This is a genomic window from Microcoleus sp. N9_B4, from assembly GCF_036701635.1.
Lineage (GTDB): Bacteria > Cyanobacteriota > Cyanobacteriia > Cyanobacteriales > Microcoleaceae > Microcoleus.
Genome location: NZ_JAUBRC010000061.1, coordinates 20355 through 36107 on the forward strand (window position 1 = coordinate 20355; position 15753 = coordinate 36107).

The window sequence follows — 15753 nt, forward strand, 5'->3', positions numbered from 1 at the left end:
TTTCTGAACACTGAAATTATGGGCAGCTACCAACCAAATCAGGTCTTGCCAGTGCCGTCGGGGCCTTTGCAAATTCCTGCTATACAAACTTTCGGTTCAACTTTTGTACACGCAGGCACACCGCCAATTTATTTTTCCCTGGTAATTCCCACCTACAACGAGTGCAGGAATATCCAGAGTATGGTGGAAAAATTGAGCCAATTGCTCGATGGTATCCTTCCCAGCAACTACGAATTAATTGTAGTCGATGACGACAGCCCCGATCGCACCTGGGAAGCCGCCCTGTCCCTGACACCGGAATATCCGCAATTGCGGGTGATGCGCCGGGAAGAGGAGCGGGGACTTTCCACAGCGGTAATTCGCGGATGGCAGGTGGCTCGGGGCGAAGTTTTGGGCGTCATCGATGCCGACTTGCAGCATCCCCCGGAGACGCTATTGCAGCTTTTAGCAGAAATTCAGCGGGGAGCAGATTTAGCTGCTGCGAGTCGCCACGTGGGCGAGGGCGGGGTGAGCGACTGGAGCGTTGTCAGGCGATTTTTATCGCGGGGCGCTCAAACCCTGGGGTTGGTGATCCTGCCGGGAGTGGTGGGCCGAGTTTCCGATCCGATGAGCGGCTATTTTATGGTGCGTCGCAGTTGCATTGCGGGCAAAACCATGAATCCTGCTGGTTACAAAATATTGATTGAAGTGCTCGGCAGGGGCGACATCCGCTGGATTGGAGAAGTTGGTTACGTGTTTCAGGAGCGGCAAGAAGGTGAGAGCAAAGTTACTTGGAAACAGTATATTGAGTATTTGCGACATTTGCTTCGGTTGCGGTTTGCCCGGTGGCCGATGGGCAAGTTTCTGCGGTTTGGCATTGTGGGTTTCAGCGGCGTGTTTGTGGATATGGGAGTTTTTTACCTGCTGCGGACTGTCCTCGGTTTGGGGCTGACTCGCAGTGCCATCTTTTCTGCTGAAGTGGCAATTATCAATAATTTTTTGTGGAACGATTTGTGGACTTTTCGCGATATTTCTAAGCGGCAGCCTGGAAAGCGCCAGCGCTTGAAACGGCTGTTGAAATTTAATGTGATTTGTTTGATGGGCTTGATGATGAATGTGCTGCTGGTGAATGTGCTGTTTAATTTTTTTAAGGTAAACGAATATTTGGCTAAGTTGATTGCGATCGCAACTGTGACTCTGTGGAATTTCTGGATCAATATGAAGCTGAGCTGGCGGGTGACGGACGTTCAAAAATAGTTTTGAGTTTGGTTAGTGGTTAGTGGTTATTGGAACTGACAACTAACAACTGACAACTGACAACAGCCAACTGCCAACTGCCTTGAGATGACTGAATTAATGATTAAGAACAAACAACTGTTGTTGCTATTTCTGTGGACGGCGATCGCCTTTATTTTGCGCTTTGCCAATTTGGACTCGAAACCGCTGTGGACAGACGAGTTTTCGACTCTAGTGTTTAGTTTGGGCAACAGTTTTCGCGGGGTGCCGATCGATCGCGCGATCGATCTTTCTACATTATTACAACCGCTACAATTGCGCCCCGATGCTGACACCGCCGACGTGCTCCGCAATTTGCTGCTAGAAAGCAACCATCCACCAGTATATTTTATGCTCGCCCACTGGTGGATGCGACTGTTTGGGCCGACCGAGGATAGTTTAGTTTGGATAGGGCGAGCTCTTCCTGCATTATTGGGCGTGATTTCAGTTCCAGCTATCTACTTTGTAGGCAAGTTTGCTTTTAGTTCTCGTTTAGTCGGTCAATGTGCGGCCGCGATGATGGCAGTTTCTCCCTACGGCATTTATCTCGCTCAAGAAGCTCGCCATTACACTTTAGGAATCTTATTAGTTATTGCCTCTCTTTTTTGCCTCACATTAGCTGCAAAAAAGCTGCAACAGCGCGCTCCCCTGCCTATTTTGGCGGTGCTACTTTGGGTAGTTGTTAATTGTTTAGGAATTGCCGCTCACTATTTTTTTACACTGACTTTGTGTGCCGAAGCAATGGCATTAATTGCTGTAATCTGGCAGCAGTTTAATGGAAATTTGCCAATTGACAACAGCCAGCAGCCTAATATTTGGCAATTTCAAATCATCTGGCGGCTTTTCGCAGTAGCGATCGGTACTTTGGCTGGCGGTTTAGTTTGGTTGCCCGTATTTTTGTCAAATAAATACGGCAGCGAACTAACTAATTGGATTGTCAGCAGCGATCGCACATTTATAGATTGGATCGCGCCGATTTTTCAAGCTTTAGCTGGATGGATCACTGTCATCTCTCTGCTGCCGGTGGAATCGCCAAATTTGGTAGTAGTAGTTGCATCGGCGATCGTAATGACAATATTTTTTATATTGGTGCTTCCCATCCTGTTTAGCGCTCTTAAAAAGTCCTTAACAGCGCCCGATACTCGTTTAGGTACTGTTATTTTTGGCGGATTTGTGCTAGGAGCAATTTTCCTATTTTTCAGCTTTGCATATATTCTCGGCATTGACCTAACTCGCGGCGCACGATACAATTTCGTCTACTTTCCGGGGGTGATATTGCTTTTAGGAGCAACCTTGGCGGTTATTTTTAACACACCTACAGCAAAAAGTCAATGGTTTAATTTACGGGCGATCGAAGTTCCTGGCAAAAAAGCAGTTCTGCTAATTTTAGCAATGGGTTTTTTTAGCGGTGTCACAGTAAATTCCAATCTCGGCTATCGCAAATATTACAAACCAGACCTTTTAATTCCGGTTATCCGCGAATTATCGAAAGTTCCCGTGTTAATTGCCACTACTCAAAAGACTCATGTAGAAATAGGAGAGTTGATGGGGATAGGGTGGGAATGGGAAAGAAGGAAGAAGGAAGAGGGAAGAGGGAAGAGGGAAGAAGGAAGAGGGAAGGAGGAGGACGTTAAAGCATCGGATTCTCCACAGTTTCTTTTAGTTAAACAGAGAAGAAATGCGCCGGAAATAGCGGCAGGGACACTTGACAAAACACTCAGTCAATTAGAACGCCCGCTTGATTTGTGGTTGGTTAATTTTCGCGCACCTGTGAATCTAGAAGCACAAAAATGTCAGGTTGAATCGCGCGATTTGCCTGCGGTGGATGGGTATGAATATCAAGTTTATCATTGTTCCTGATTTGGCGATCGCCCGCAGCTAAGGTTCGATGACTGGGGAGAGATAGTGATAAATTTATGACTCAAGAAGTAGAGGATATAGAGTTAGCCTTACAACCGCAGTCCGGCAGGGGTTGAAACCCCTGCCTCAAAGCTAAAGTCCTCTCAAAGAGGACTAATACCAAATCCGACTTAAATACCCCCTTTATTTCTTAGTCTGCGGAGGCAGACTTCGTTTGTGTAGTAGCGGTTTCAACCGCCGAATCATCAAGGGGTGGCAAACTAAGAGTCAGCGGCAAAATGTTTAATTAAGACGCTCATCACTTCACCGGGATTTTGAGTTGGGACAAGCGGACTCCAGTCAGAAACGCAGGCAAAATTATCGCGGTGAAAAGAATGAATGACGCGGGAAACAACAGGACGAGAACTGATAATGAAAAGTTTCAAGAGTTCTCGGTTAACTGAAGTTTGCAAGTTTGGTTCTTTAGCCGGGGGCTGATTGAGTTCGGTAGTTGGATTTTCTGGCCCAACCTCGAAAGCAAGTATTAATTCGGTATTGGGTAGCATTTGCCGGATGACTTTCAGGGAAGATTCTGCTTCGCTGCGGCTGCGAAATTGCGCGACGGGCAAGCGCTGAAAGTTGGGCAGGAGTCGGTAAATAATCCAGGCATTCGCAGTTTCTGGGGTGTTCATGGCTGTATTCTAAATTGGGTATGTTTGCCCATATAAAAGTGACAGACTTGCACTTTATTGTGAGCGCGATCGAACATCGCGCTACTTCAATAAAGATGCGTCCTAGCTGATGATTTTTCCTCGATTGCCTCAAGAGCGATCGGAAACTATATCGTGTTGGGCAATAACGCTATGTTAGATCGAAAATCAACTTTTAAATTGAGTTATTACATAATTTAATTCCATTAGTTAAAGGTTCAAAATAAGCGCTTAAAATAGGCGGTTAAAATAGGCGAATCAAAAGCAAAAACAATCATAAATAAACGTTAGACAATGCCAAAAACAAACAATTCAGCTCAAAATTAATTTAAGTTTTCGCACCAGTACACGGCACTGCCGTGTCCCTACTTCGTCGGTGCGGCGATGGGAAAAGGGAGACGAACCTACGATGACTGTTCGACAAATGAGGGATTTTTGCCGTTTGGTGGGGGTATGTTTTGATGAGTTGCCCGATTATCTCAGTCGGCGAGTGGATGAGGAGGAGCCATAGGGGGATAGATTGGTCGATCGCACTTTCGATTAAAATAAGTGCGTTAGCGAAGCTTTCGGCAGGAATCAACCTTTCATTTCAGTACAAATTTTGTGGCAGAGGTAGCCGCTCAAACTTTTAGTAACTCTCAGTATGCTCAACTTTCTGACTGAATTAAATCGGCGGCAGGTGGATGTCGTTTTATAGCTTTGTCAGCGGCCCGAATATTAATGACTCTCTCTCGATTTAAGACTAATGCTGTAACTGTAGCTCGTCCAATTGGAGTCAAACCAACTATTGATAATCCATCCGCAGACCAAATAAAATGTTCGATCCAACTATCTTGTCTGGGGTTGAACAACGGTACTTCTACGTCTGACTGAGCATCTATCGCTCTAGTTTTATCAGATTTCTTGCGGTTGCAGTGAAAGCAAGCTAGTGCCAAATTGTCAATATCGTTAGTCCCATTTTTAGTTAAGGGAATGATGTGCTCGATAGTAAACTCTACGTACTGCCATTGTTCGGAGGCATGACAATATTCGCACAGACAGTTTGCTCTCTGACGAACTTGATTTTGGATATTTTCAGGGATTTGACGGCGACCGGACATTTCTACACAGTAGGCTGAATCTGGCCCAAGAAAATATTGCGGACAGTCCGATTGACAAAACTGAGGTAATCGTCAATTTCTTCGTAAAGATTCAGTTCTTGTTCTTCCTCAGTATTTAGCGGCAAAGTTTGTTGTTTATCCAACAGTTCTTGGATTCGATTTTTGACAGCGGTGGAGGCTTTAAAAATGGGTACGCCTTCCACTAATTCAATTCGGACAGCTCCTTCTATAGGTAGAGTATCGCGCAGGTTTTCCAGTTTTGGCAGGATTAACATAGTTATGGATTTTATGGGTTTCCGTCTTAATTATATCTAGGTTTTTTTTAATCTTTCCTGACACTATCGGGCACGCCCACCGCCGAAATACCCGATATCGCCTTTAAATTTTGACACCGAATCAACTCATTAAAATCCAAACTGCGCCCTTCAATTTGCGCCACAGCCTCGATCGCCCCAAGCAAATGTCCGGCCGCTTCCGCTTCGTTGTAACCGCGCCTTCCCGCCACTCTAATCGCCGCTTCGTCAGCATCTAATTCTACTTGGGAACTGCGGTTGTCGCGCCAAATTCGAGTCATGGCGAGTCCCGTCAAACCGCCCGCGATCGCAGTGCCGATCGCATCTCCCTGCAACAATTCTACAACAGTCCCGACAATTCCCGCCAGAGCCGCACCTTGATAAATATCCGGTTTAAACCACTTAACATTGCACAGAAAACTTACATTCCGCAATAGCAGTAAATCCCGCTGTGGCTTAGATAGCAGCCGCCACAAATCAAAATTAATATAAATCGGGCGAGCAGTATTCCAAGGCAAAGGAAAATCGCAGTCAATTACCGTTGATTGTTGGGGCTTATTAATAATTTTACACGTCATGCGGCCGGAAGCGGGCATCACATCTAACAGGCGGCGAATTTCTGGTTCGGAATTCATAAATTTAGAGTAATTGATAATTGGTAATTGGTGATTGCATAGGCATAAAAAACAATAATATCGGTCACTGCCTCATAGGGGCGGGTTTTACCGAAAATAATTGCCTAAAACCTACAATCTCGTAAACCCGCCCCCACCCAATCGCTAGTTTTATAGCAGCAATCCTAAATCATTTGTGCATTTCTTACTCCCTCCCCTTACTAAGGGGAGGGTTGGGGTGGGGTAAAAAATTTACAACTCCTGCAAGGATTCCTATATATACAATATTTGTGGATAATTGACAATCTTAGGAGTTATGCACTGGTCGCCAGAAACCGGGTTTTTTGCTGAGAAGATGCGTTACAGCCACAGATTTGGTAAAAAACCCGGTTTCTTTAGTCAGAGTACATCAATAACTGATTTTATCCAAATCAAAGTTGATCTAGATTATTGGTTGTGTGGGGGCGAGTTTACAAGATTTTTGACGGGAATTAAATATTGTTTGTCAAACCAGCCCCGACAAGTCAATAGAAGATATTAAGGATTTTTCTTGGATGCGGGAGAGGAAGATTCTTGCTCTCTGGGAGCCGCTTTTTCGGTATTACCAGAAGGCTTCGGGCTGGCAATTGCTGGGGCAACTGACGGCTTTGAATTCGCGGCTGGGGATGGCAGTGGTTTGGGAGAATCAGGGGCTGTTAGCGGGGCAGCAGGGGCTGTTTTAGCGCCTAAAATGCTGGCGTCTCCGGTGTCGAAGGTTCCCGCGATGCAAGCGATCATCATTGTCGCTAAGGTGCCGACAAATAATGCTTTCCAACCGAGTTCGGAAATGTCTTTGCGACGGGATGGAATTAGGGCGATTGTGCCGCCGACAAATATGCCGACGGAGGCTAAGTGGGCGAAGCCGGAAAGGGCGTAACTAACAATTAAAACTGTACGATCGCTCACCAGTCCTTTTGCCCCCGCTTCTGCTAAACTTTGATAGGGCGGAATCGCTGTTTCTAACAGCCTGCGACCGATGATTACTGATGCTTGCCAAGAGTCGTCAATGGAGACTCCTGTTAATAGCGTCAGGGGATAAAATAAAAATCCCATAATGTTGGCTAAGGTGACAACTTTGAAAAAGCCACCAATGGGGCCGGGCAAAATTGCCAGCCAACCAAAGAATTGATTGATTAAGGAAACTAAGCCTAAGATTAAAATCAAAACAGCGGCAATTGCCACTGCCATTTTTACACCGTCCAATGCACCAATTATCGCTGCATCTAAAGGGCTGACTCGTTCGATGGGTTCTCCCCCAACAGTCTCTTGTGTGAATTCTTCGCGCTCCCTGTCCGAAATTTCTTCGCCCACAAACTCGCGGCCTTTAGGCTTGGGTTCTTCCTTGGGAATGCCACCCATTGTCAGGGGCACTCCTGTTTCGGGTACTAAGATTTTGGATAGAACAAAACAAGCGGGAATAGCGATAATTGAGGCTGAAACTAAGTGTCCTAAAATATTGGGAAAAACTGGCTTGAGAAAACTAACGTAAATTGCTAAAGTTGAAGAAGCAGCGGTTCCAAAACAGCAAGAGAGGATTGCACAAAGTTCGGAACGAGTCATTTGTGGCAAATAAGGCTTGACGACAATTGCCGCTTCAATTCCTACGAAGATATTAGCAGCGCCACTGAGGGCTTCTGCGCCGCTCAACCGCATTGTCGTATAAAAGATTTTGGCAAAAAGTTCGGTGACAATTTGAATCACGCCGATGTTGTATAGCAAGGCCATGAGGCCAGAAAAAAAGATGACTGTCGGTAAAGCTCGAAAGGCAAAAATATATCCTAAATTAATTGCCGGCTCTTTACCAGGTATTGGTACAACATTACTCCCGAATACAAATCTCGCTCCAGCGTCAGCAGCGGTAAATACGCCGTCAAGCAAGCTAGTAAACCACTCTAAAGCGATGCGAGTTGGGGGGAACAGAAATACTAAAAATCCTAAGACTAATTGCAGGCCAATGCCCCAGATGATGACGCGCCAAGGTATATACTTCGACTGTCGGTTTTCTGAAAAAACCCAGGCGATCGCACATAAGCCAAAAATTCCCAGAAATGAGATAAGATTGTAGATAGACATGAGCCTAGTCCTTGAAATACTTAAGAATGCCGATCGACGATTTGCACCACATCAGTTATACTATTCATCGGACGGCAAATGCTAAAAAAAAATAACGGGCAGATGAATTACGCACTCAACAGCGTACTTATGTCACTGCTTAGGTCATTCCGAAGTCTGCGGATCTTTAGCAACCCTTGATTTGCCGTAATTACCAGCAGTTTAGATAGAAACTCTAACACATGGAAGCTTTTGCTCCACATCCTCCTGAATGGACTGCGACGGCGGTTCACGCTAATGAGTTTTGCTGCCCCAAGTGCGGCGCTAGCTGCACGGATGCCGCTGAGGTCTGGATTAATCGCCGATCGCCAGTATACACCGAGTTCAACCGTCGCAAGTGGCAAGAATTTTACCGCTGCCAGTGCGATTGCGTGTGGTGGGCCTGGAGTAACGATAGGCCTCCTTCTGAACTTGTGCGTCGCGATGAACTCTCTGATGACGGCCCGGATGACAGACCGGATGATGATTTTTAGAACCGTGACAGAATTTTCGCTTTTCGCTTTGCGATTTTTTTATTTAAAATTAGGGTAAGGTGCGCGGCTTGGCGCACCCTACGTTTAGATAAGTTATCGCCCGTTCTCAACTAATTCAGCACGTCAAGTATTCCCTTGACTACGCCTTCCATGATTCTTTCAATTAAGCTCAATTCATTTTCGCCGATCGACTCATTTAACAGCATTGACTGAATTCGCTGTCTGTCATTGCGAGTCAGTTCGCCTGACGAAAAGATTTGCTCAACTATTTGTTCCGTTAGAAATGGGAAAGTTGGAGTTTGCATGGTTGGTCTCTAAAAGCATTAATATTTTGTTTTTAACTTCATTAGAGCAGCCAGTTATTTTGCGGGTTTTTGCCGTCCCACCCAGTCAGTGCTGAAATCATAAGGCTTTGAGGGCATTTTGTCAAGATACATGCGACAGATAAATATAAAATCTGCATTAAATTTCCGACATTCTGGCAACTGGTGCTTTCGGAGTGCGATCGACCCCCGGCGGTGGCGGTGTTCGATCGACCTTTTTAAGTTTATTGGCACTGGGGCGGAACATTACAGCTCAAAAAAAATCAAAACGAGAAGAGATTAAAATAGGGCATGGGGCATGGGGCATGGGGCATTGGTCATTGGAACCAACAAATAACAACAAATATAAGAAAAATAACCACTAACTAATGACTAATGACTATTGACTATTGACAACTGACAACTGACAACTGACAACTGACAACTGACAACTGACTAATGACCTATTTTCGTTCGGCTCTAATTTTGACATTAGGTTTTGGGCTGCTACCGCTAGCAGTGCGATCGCAACCTGTCATTCCTGCAAATGACGGCACTAATACTGTTGTTAAATCCGAGCAAAATCGCACAGACATTAGCGGCGGACAACTGTCGGGAAACGGGGCAAATCTGTTTCACAGCTTCAGCCAATTTAATCTCAGTGAAGGTCAAATAGCTAATTTTCTAACTAATCCCAATATTCAAAATATTTTAGGGCGAATTTCCGGCGGCGATGTTTCCATCATTAACGGTCTGATTTCGATCAGCGGCGGCAACTCGAATTTATTCTTAATGAATCCGGCGGGAATTGTCTTCGGTCAAAATGCTAGATTAAACGTGCCGGGGTCTTTTTTCGCGACAACTGCTACAGGTATTGGTTTCGGCAATCGCTGGTTCAATTCGAGCGGAATTAATGATTACAAAGCTTTACTGGGAAATCCTAATCAATTTAATTTTAATAACGCACAAGTGGGTGCAATTGTCAATGCGGGAAACTTGGCAGTTGGCAGCGGGCAAAGTTTAACTTTGCTCGGTGGTACCGTTATTAATACAGGACAATTATCCGCTCCCAACGGTCAAATTACTGTGGCTGCTGTTCCGGGACAAAATGCTGTCCGCATCAGTCAAGTTGGCAACTTATTGAGTTTAGAAATTACTCGGTCTTTGCAGTCAGAAACATCTGCGATCGCCCCACAAGCTTTGCCGCAGTTGCTGACGGGCCCCGGCTTAGCGTCAGCCACAGGTTTAACGACTAACGAACAAGGTCAATTGGTACTGACTGGCGGCCAAACAGTGCCGACAGTTGCCGGAAGTGCGATCGTCTCCGGTTCTGTAAATGTATTGGGCCCTTCTGGGAATGCTGGCGGCACAGTCAATATTTTAGGGGAAAAAGTCGGACTCTTTGGCGCAAATATCAATGCTTCCGGGACTGACGGCGGAGGTACTGTGCGCGTCGGAGGCGGTTTCCAGGGGATGGAACCAGTACCAAATGCCCAGGTAACTTATGTTAGTCCTGATTCTACGATCGCAGCAAACGCGATCGACCGCGGCAATGGCGGCACTGCGGTAATTTGGTCAGACAATACAACTCGCTTCTTCGGCAATATTAGTGCTCGCGGGGGCATCGCCACAGGTAACGGCGGAAAAGTAGAAGTTTCGGGCAAAAATGCTTTAACTTTCCAAGGAGAGGTCGATACCCGCGCGACTAACGGTGCGATCGGCAATTTGTTGCTAGATCCGGCAAATATTAGGATCGTCAGCGGTAACGGCGACAGCAGCGCGCAATCGACCGCTGGCGAACTCGAATCGGCACCAGAACCCAATGAAACATCGATCTCAGAAGTGCAGTTGGAACAGATGGCGGCCGGCAGCAACGTGGTTCTAGAAACCCCCGGCTACATCACCCTCCAAGACTTGCCCGATAACAAACTTTTCTTGCAAGCGATAACGGGAGACACCGTAACATTTAGATCGGGCGGAGTGTTTTTTGTCAATGACCCCAAGGATTTAATCGAGACTCAAGGCGGCAACATCAACATTTTCGCCAGCAGCATCTCTCTGGGCGCACTCAATGCTAACGGCGGTAATATCGCTCTCACTGCTAACGGCATTGACTTCAGAGGCGGCAGCAATTCCGTTAGCAGTGCGGGGGGAACAATTCGCTTGCAACCCAACGATAGCCGAGCAATTCGGATCGGTGGCACAGGCGATATTTTGGGCATTTTAGACTTGACGGCAACGGATCTGGGCGCTTTGGCGGGGGATTTTAGCTCGATCGCGATCGGGCGCGAAAACGGTAGCAGCGAGTCGATCGCGATCGTCGCACCCATTACCTTCAACAGCCCGCTGACACTTCAAGGCAGCTCGATCGCGATCGACAATCCCCTGAGTACAAGCGGCAGCGCTAGCTTGACTCTCGACGCACCCCAAACTGATCTCAACGCCAACCTTGCGACATCCGGCGCCGATCTCACATTTACAGGAAACGCATCCCTCAATGCTGACGTGGCTTTGAGCGCAGAAGCTACGGGCAGCATCCTGTTCTCCGGTAGCCTAGACGGAGCTCGCGCCCTGAGAGTAGACGCTCAGCGAGTGCTGTTCGGCGCTACAGTCGGTCAAGCTGCACCGCTGGCGAGTTTGACTGTAAACGCCGGCAGTACCGAGGTATCGGCCAATATTGCGACATCTGGCGACATGACTTTCAATAGTAACGTCACAGTCGATCGCACCGCCGCCCTTGCCGCCACTATCGGCAATATCGCTTTTGCCAATACCCTCGACAGCACGCCGGGCCGGGCTAATAATTTGACGCTGCGCGCTGGCGGCAACATTACTTTTGACGGCAGAGTCGGTCAAACTCAGAGGTTGGGCCTGCTTTCGGCCGACGCTGCTAACGTGACGGCTGCTTCCACAATTGCAGCGCGCAGTTTGAGCGTTAACGCCCGCGATTCCGTTACCTTCGGGGGGGACAGCACGGCCGCTTTGGGAGCCTATATCAAGGCAGAAAATGTCCTCTTAGAGGGTAATTTAAGAACGGATGGCGGCAGCGTGAATCTGCAAGGAAGCGGGGAGGTTCGGACTGGTAATATTACCTCGAACGGTGGGAGCATTCGGGTTGAGGGAAATACTGTTGCTGCAGGCGCGATCGACTCTTCATCCGCAACGGGAACAGGAGGCGCGATCGCTCTCCAAACCACTGCTGGGCCTTTAACTGCGGGAGCTTTGAACGCTTCGGGGGCGATCGGCGGAAATATTGATGTCACCTCGAAAGCGGGCATTTCGGCTTTAGATATCAACTCCAGCGGCACTTCAAACGGCAACGGCGGGGGCGTTTCCCTGAACGCGACAGGTAATATTCAGTCGGGCTTTATCAATGCTCAAGGCGGCACTGGTGGCACTGGCGGCAGCGTTGATGTGACAACCCTCGGTTTGTTTCGCTCGAACAGTATTTTCAACGATATATCCGGCAATTTTTCCAGTATTTCTACTGCCGGAGGTGCAGGGGCGGGGGCGATCGCAATTCGCCACGGAGGCGGTATCGATCGACCGTTTGTAGTTGGTGGCGCGATCGACAATGGAACCCTGGGAAGCATTAATGCTGGCGCGGGAAACGCCATTTTGCCCAGTCTTGCTTTTGGGCAAACTTACACCCAAGGAAGTTTACCAAATCAGATTTCCCTAGTTACGCCGGGCCCGCCCTCTGCTCCTGCACCAATTGCCGCACCAATTCCCGAACCCATTCCCGAACCAATTCCCGCACCAATTCCCGAACCAATTCCCGAACAGCCTCTAGAGCCAGTAAATCCTGCTCCTGCGCTGTCACTTCCTGCATCTGTGCAAGTAGAATTGCAATCGCAAAGTAGATACAAACATTCCCCAATTAGCCCCGATATTTTCGCTCCTTCTCGCAGGCTAGATTTAGCAGGTTCGGGAGTTTTATCATTTGAGAAAACCTTTACTCGCGAGTACGAAAAATATCTGGATTTGCCCGCAAGAAGACCGATTAGTAATATGTCGGTTATTTACGAAAATCTTCGTAAAAATGAACAAATTACTGGGATAAAGTCGGCCATTATTTATATGAATTGGGTCAGCGGCTTGGCTGCCACCACCGCCAAAGAAAATGGTTCAGTGCTGGTAGCAAGTCAGGATTTATCTAATCTATTGCCTGTGACAAAAAAACTCACATCCCAGCCTCCTCAACCCTTAGAATATAAGTTAGCCCAGAGGTTGCCGCCGGATGGCAAAGAAGTTTCCGATGTTCCTAACGGGGAGCATTTAGAATTAGTGTTAGTAACAGCTAACGCTCAACCGAGGCGCGTTTTAATTCCGGCGACAACACGCTGGCAGGTGTTGCAACTAGCCGACGCCCTGCAAAGCGAAATAACTAATCCCCGAAAAAGAAGCAGCATTAGTTATTTGGATACCGCGCAAAAACTTTATCGGTGGTTAATTGCGCCCGTTGCCACAGAATTGGCAGCTTTAAAGATTGACAATTTAATTGTAATTCCGGCAGCAGGTTTGCGGAGTGTGCCGTTTGCGGCCCTTCACGACGGCAAAGGCTTTTTAGTTGAGAAATACAGCATTAGCGTGATGCCTAGTCTGAGTTTAACTGATATCGGCTACGACAATATTGCGGATGATGAAATTTTGGCGATGGGGGCGTCGGTATTTGAAGATAAAGCGCCATTACCAGCGGTACCGGTGGAGTTAGAGTCGATCGCGCCGCCCGATCGGGGAAAATCATTTTTGAATCAAGATTTTACTCTCGGAAATTTGCAAGCTCAGCGGGCAAATCGACCTTTTGGCATCATTCACTTAGCAACTCACAGCGAATTCCAGCCCGGGGAACCGAAAAATTCTTACATTCAGTTGTGGGATACTAAATTGCGTATCGATCAAATGCGGCAGTTGCGATGGAATGAACCGCCGGTGAATCTGTTAGTTTTAAGCGCGTGCAGTACCGCTTTGGGCGATGCAGATGCGGAGTTGGGGTTTGCGGGTTTGGCGGTAGCTAGCGGTGCTAGATCCGCTTTGGCGAGTTTGTGGGAAGTCAGCGATGAGGGGACTTTGGGGCTGATGACTGAGTTTTATCGGCAGTTGCGGGCCCCCAGACGCGGTGGCAATTTGATGATTAAAGCGGAGGCTTTGCGGCGCGCGCAATTGGAGATGCTGCAGGGGCGCGTGCGGATTCAAGACGGGATGCTGCGAGTCGAAGGGCTTTCTATAAGTTTAATTTTGCCTCCGGAAATTGCGGCGCGGGGCGATCGAGTGCTTTTGCATCCTTATTATTGGGCCGCCTTTACAATGATTGGCAATCCTTGGTAATGAAGATGGGGAATGAAGAAGGAAAAAGACGCGTTGCTGAATCAAGGAATCATATCATATTCGGTCGAGCGACCGCGATTTTTTTAGGGGTTCCCCTCACCAACATTACCTGCCAATAATTGACAATCTCAAAAACCCGCCCCGATCGGCATATTATGGTTAATCGATCGGACATGATATCAATAGTGCAGGAACTAGAATATCCTGAAATTTTAGGTAATGTATAGCAATCCTAAATCATTTGTGAATTTCTTACTCCCTCCCCTCTTGATAAGGGGAGAATTGGGGTGGGTAAAAAATTTACGACTCCTGCAAGGAGTGCTATATGGAGTGATTTGCACTCGCTTTCATTACATGGTAATTCCCCATATTTATACTCTAATTATGCAGCACCCAAATCTCCTAGGAAGCTCAAGGGCGATCGCACTTCACTCTGTTTTGCCGGATTTTACAGGAAACTGTGGAGCGATCGTACTCCTGACCGGAATGTTTAGTCGTCTTATTTTTAAGAAATGTTAATAAAAAATAACTTTTCTTTAGAAACTTAAGTTTTTATTAAAATTTCGGGTATTATTATGTATTAGAGGATACATCTACTTTATTAATTAACAATTTCTAAACAATAATTGAGTATTAATACTCATAAGAGGATGTAAGAATGATTAACTTACCGGGCTACGAGATTTCCCACCAAATTCATGAAAGTAATAATTCGTTAGTTTACCGGGGACTGAGAAAGCAAGACAACCAACCAGTAATTCTCAAATTTCTCAAACAAGATTATCCGCTGCCAGCTTCGTTAGTCAGATACAAGCAAGAATACGAAATTACACGCAATCTTACCATAGAAAGTGTGCCTAAAACCTACAGCTTAGAAAGATACCATAACAGTTTGGCTATCATTTTCGAGGATTGTGGTGGAGAATCATTAAAGCTCTTGTTGGCTTCTCACCAACTGAAATTAGAAGAGTTTTTCTTAACCGCTATTAAAATAACCCGGGCTTTAGGTGAAATTCATCAATATAAAATTATTCATAAAGATATCAATCCCAGCAATATTATCATTAACTCAACCACAGGGCGGGTTCAAATTATAGATTTTGGCATCTCTACTGTTTTAAAGCGCGAAAATCCTACCCTAAAAAATCCTAATGTTTTAGAAGGCACTCTTAGTTATATATCGCCGGAACAAACAGGGAGAATGAACCGATCGATCGACTACCGCACTGATTTTTACTCGTTAGGAGTCACTTTTTACGAACTCCTAACAGGGCAATTGCCATGGGATTACAGCGATGCCATGGAATTAATCCACTGTCACATTGCCAAACAAGCAGTACCGCCCCACCAAATCAATCGAGAAATTCCTAAAGCTGTTTCTGATATTGTGATGAAGCTATTAGCGAAAACCGCTGAAGCCAGATATCAAAGCCCTTGGGGAATTATCGCTGACTTAGAAGAATGCCTAGAACAATTAAAAACTACGGGAGGAATTGCAGATTTTGCGATCGCCCAAAAAGATATTACAGATAAGTTTCAAATCCCTCAAAAACTCTACGGGAGAGAAACAGAAGTGGAAACCTTATTAGCAGCCTTTGAGCGAGTCAGCAGAGGCAGCACCGAAATGATGCTAGTATCCGGTTACTCAGGCATTGGAAAATCCGCCTTAGTACAAGAAGTTTATAAACC

General features: G+C 46.5%; 11 protein-coding genes. 5 read left to right on the plus strand and 6 right to left on the minus strand.

Annotated elements, in window-relative coordinates; all coding sequences use genetic code 11:
- Window positions 1-18: 18 nt before the first annotated feature.
- Entirely contained in the window at window positions 19-1236 is a 1218-nt protein-coding gene (locus tag QUA43_RS27260; protein WP_333378335.1) for a glycosyltransferase, read from the plus strand.
- A gap of 99 nt (window positions 1237-1335) precedes the next feature.
- A complete protein-coding gene (locus QUA43_RS27265) occupies window positions 1336-3114 on the plus strand; it encodes a glycosyltransferase family 39 protein (RefSeq protein ID WP_333378338.1) in 1779 nt (592 codons plus the stop codon).
- 260 nt (window positions 3115-3374) lie between these two features.
- Here the strand turns inward: QUA43_RS27265 and QUA43_RS27270 are convergent, their stop codons facing one another.
- The 5 genes from QUA43_RS27270 to QUA43_RS27290 form a co-directional block, all read right to left on the minus strand.
- The gene (locus QUA43_RS27270) at window positions 3375-3785 is read right to left on the minus strand and encodes a hypothetical protein (protein ID WP_333378341.1); all 411 of its coding nucleotides are present in this window, start codon (window positions 3783-3785) and stop codon (window positions 3375-3377) included.
- Between the two features lie 665 nt (window positions 3786-4450).
- Window positions 4451-4903: an HNH endonuclease gene (locus QUA43_RS27275; RefSeq protein WP_333378344.1), complete on the minus strand. Its 453-nt coding sequence runs from the start codon at window positions 4901-4903 to the stop codon at window positions 4451-4453.
- Window positions 4904-4905: 2 nt separating this feature from the next.
- Complete coding sequence (locus QUA43_RS27280) at window positions 4906-5178, minus strand: hypothetical protein (RefSeq protein ID WP_333378347.1); 273 nt, start codon at window positions 5176-5178, stop codon at window positions 4906-4908.
- 47 nt (window positions 5179-5225) lie between these two features.
- A complete protein-coding gene (locus tag QUA43_RS27285) occupies window positions 5226-5831 on the minus strand; it encodes a DUF3318 domain-containing protein (protein ID WP_333378350.1) in 606 nt (201 codons plus the stop codon).
- Between the two features lie 516 nt (window positions 5832-6347).
- Window positions 6348-7922, minus strand: a complete 1575-nt coding sequence (locus QUA43_RS27290; protein WP_333378353.1) for a nucleoside transporter C-terminal domain-containing protein — start codon at window positions 7920-7922, stop codon at window positions 6348-6350.
- Between the two features lie 221 nt (window positions 7923-8143).
- Here QUA43_RS27290 and QUA43_RS27295 point away from each other — a divergent pair, with 221 nt between their 5' ends.
- Window positions 8144-8434: a hypothetical protein gene (locus tag QUA43_RS27295; RefSeq protein WP_333378355.1), complete on the plus strand. Its 291-nt coding sequence runs from the start codon at window positions 8144-8146 to the stop codon at window positions 8432-8434.
- A 110-nt stretch (window positions 8435-8544) separates the two neighbouring features.
- Here the strand turns inward: QUA43_RS27295 and QUA43_RS27300 are convergent, their stop codons facing one another.
- A complete protein-coding gene (locus QUA43_RS27300) occupies window positions 8545-8739 on the minus strand; it encodes a hypothetical protein (protein ID WP_333378358.1) in 195 nt (64 codons plus the stop codon).
- A 456-nt stretch (window positions 8740-9195) separates the two neighbouring features.
- On the opposite strand from QUA43_RS27300, the gene QUA43_RS27305 reads away from it, so the two are divergent.
- Both QUA43_RS27305 and QUA43_RS27310 read left to right on the plus strand, forming a co-directional pair.
- Window positions 9196-14064 (plus strand): CHAT domain-containing protein, encoded by a 4869-nt coding sequence (locus QUA43_RS27305; RefSeq protein WP_333378361.1) that lies wholly within the window; start codon window positions 9196-9198, stop codon window positions 14062-14064.
- A gap of 658 nt (window positions 14065-14722) precedes the next feature.
- The coding region (locus QUA43_RS27310) for a protein kinase domain-containing protein (protein WP_333378364.1) at window positions 14723-15753 on the plus strand (1031 nt) is incomplete at its 3' end.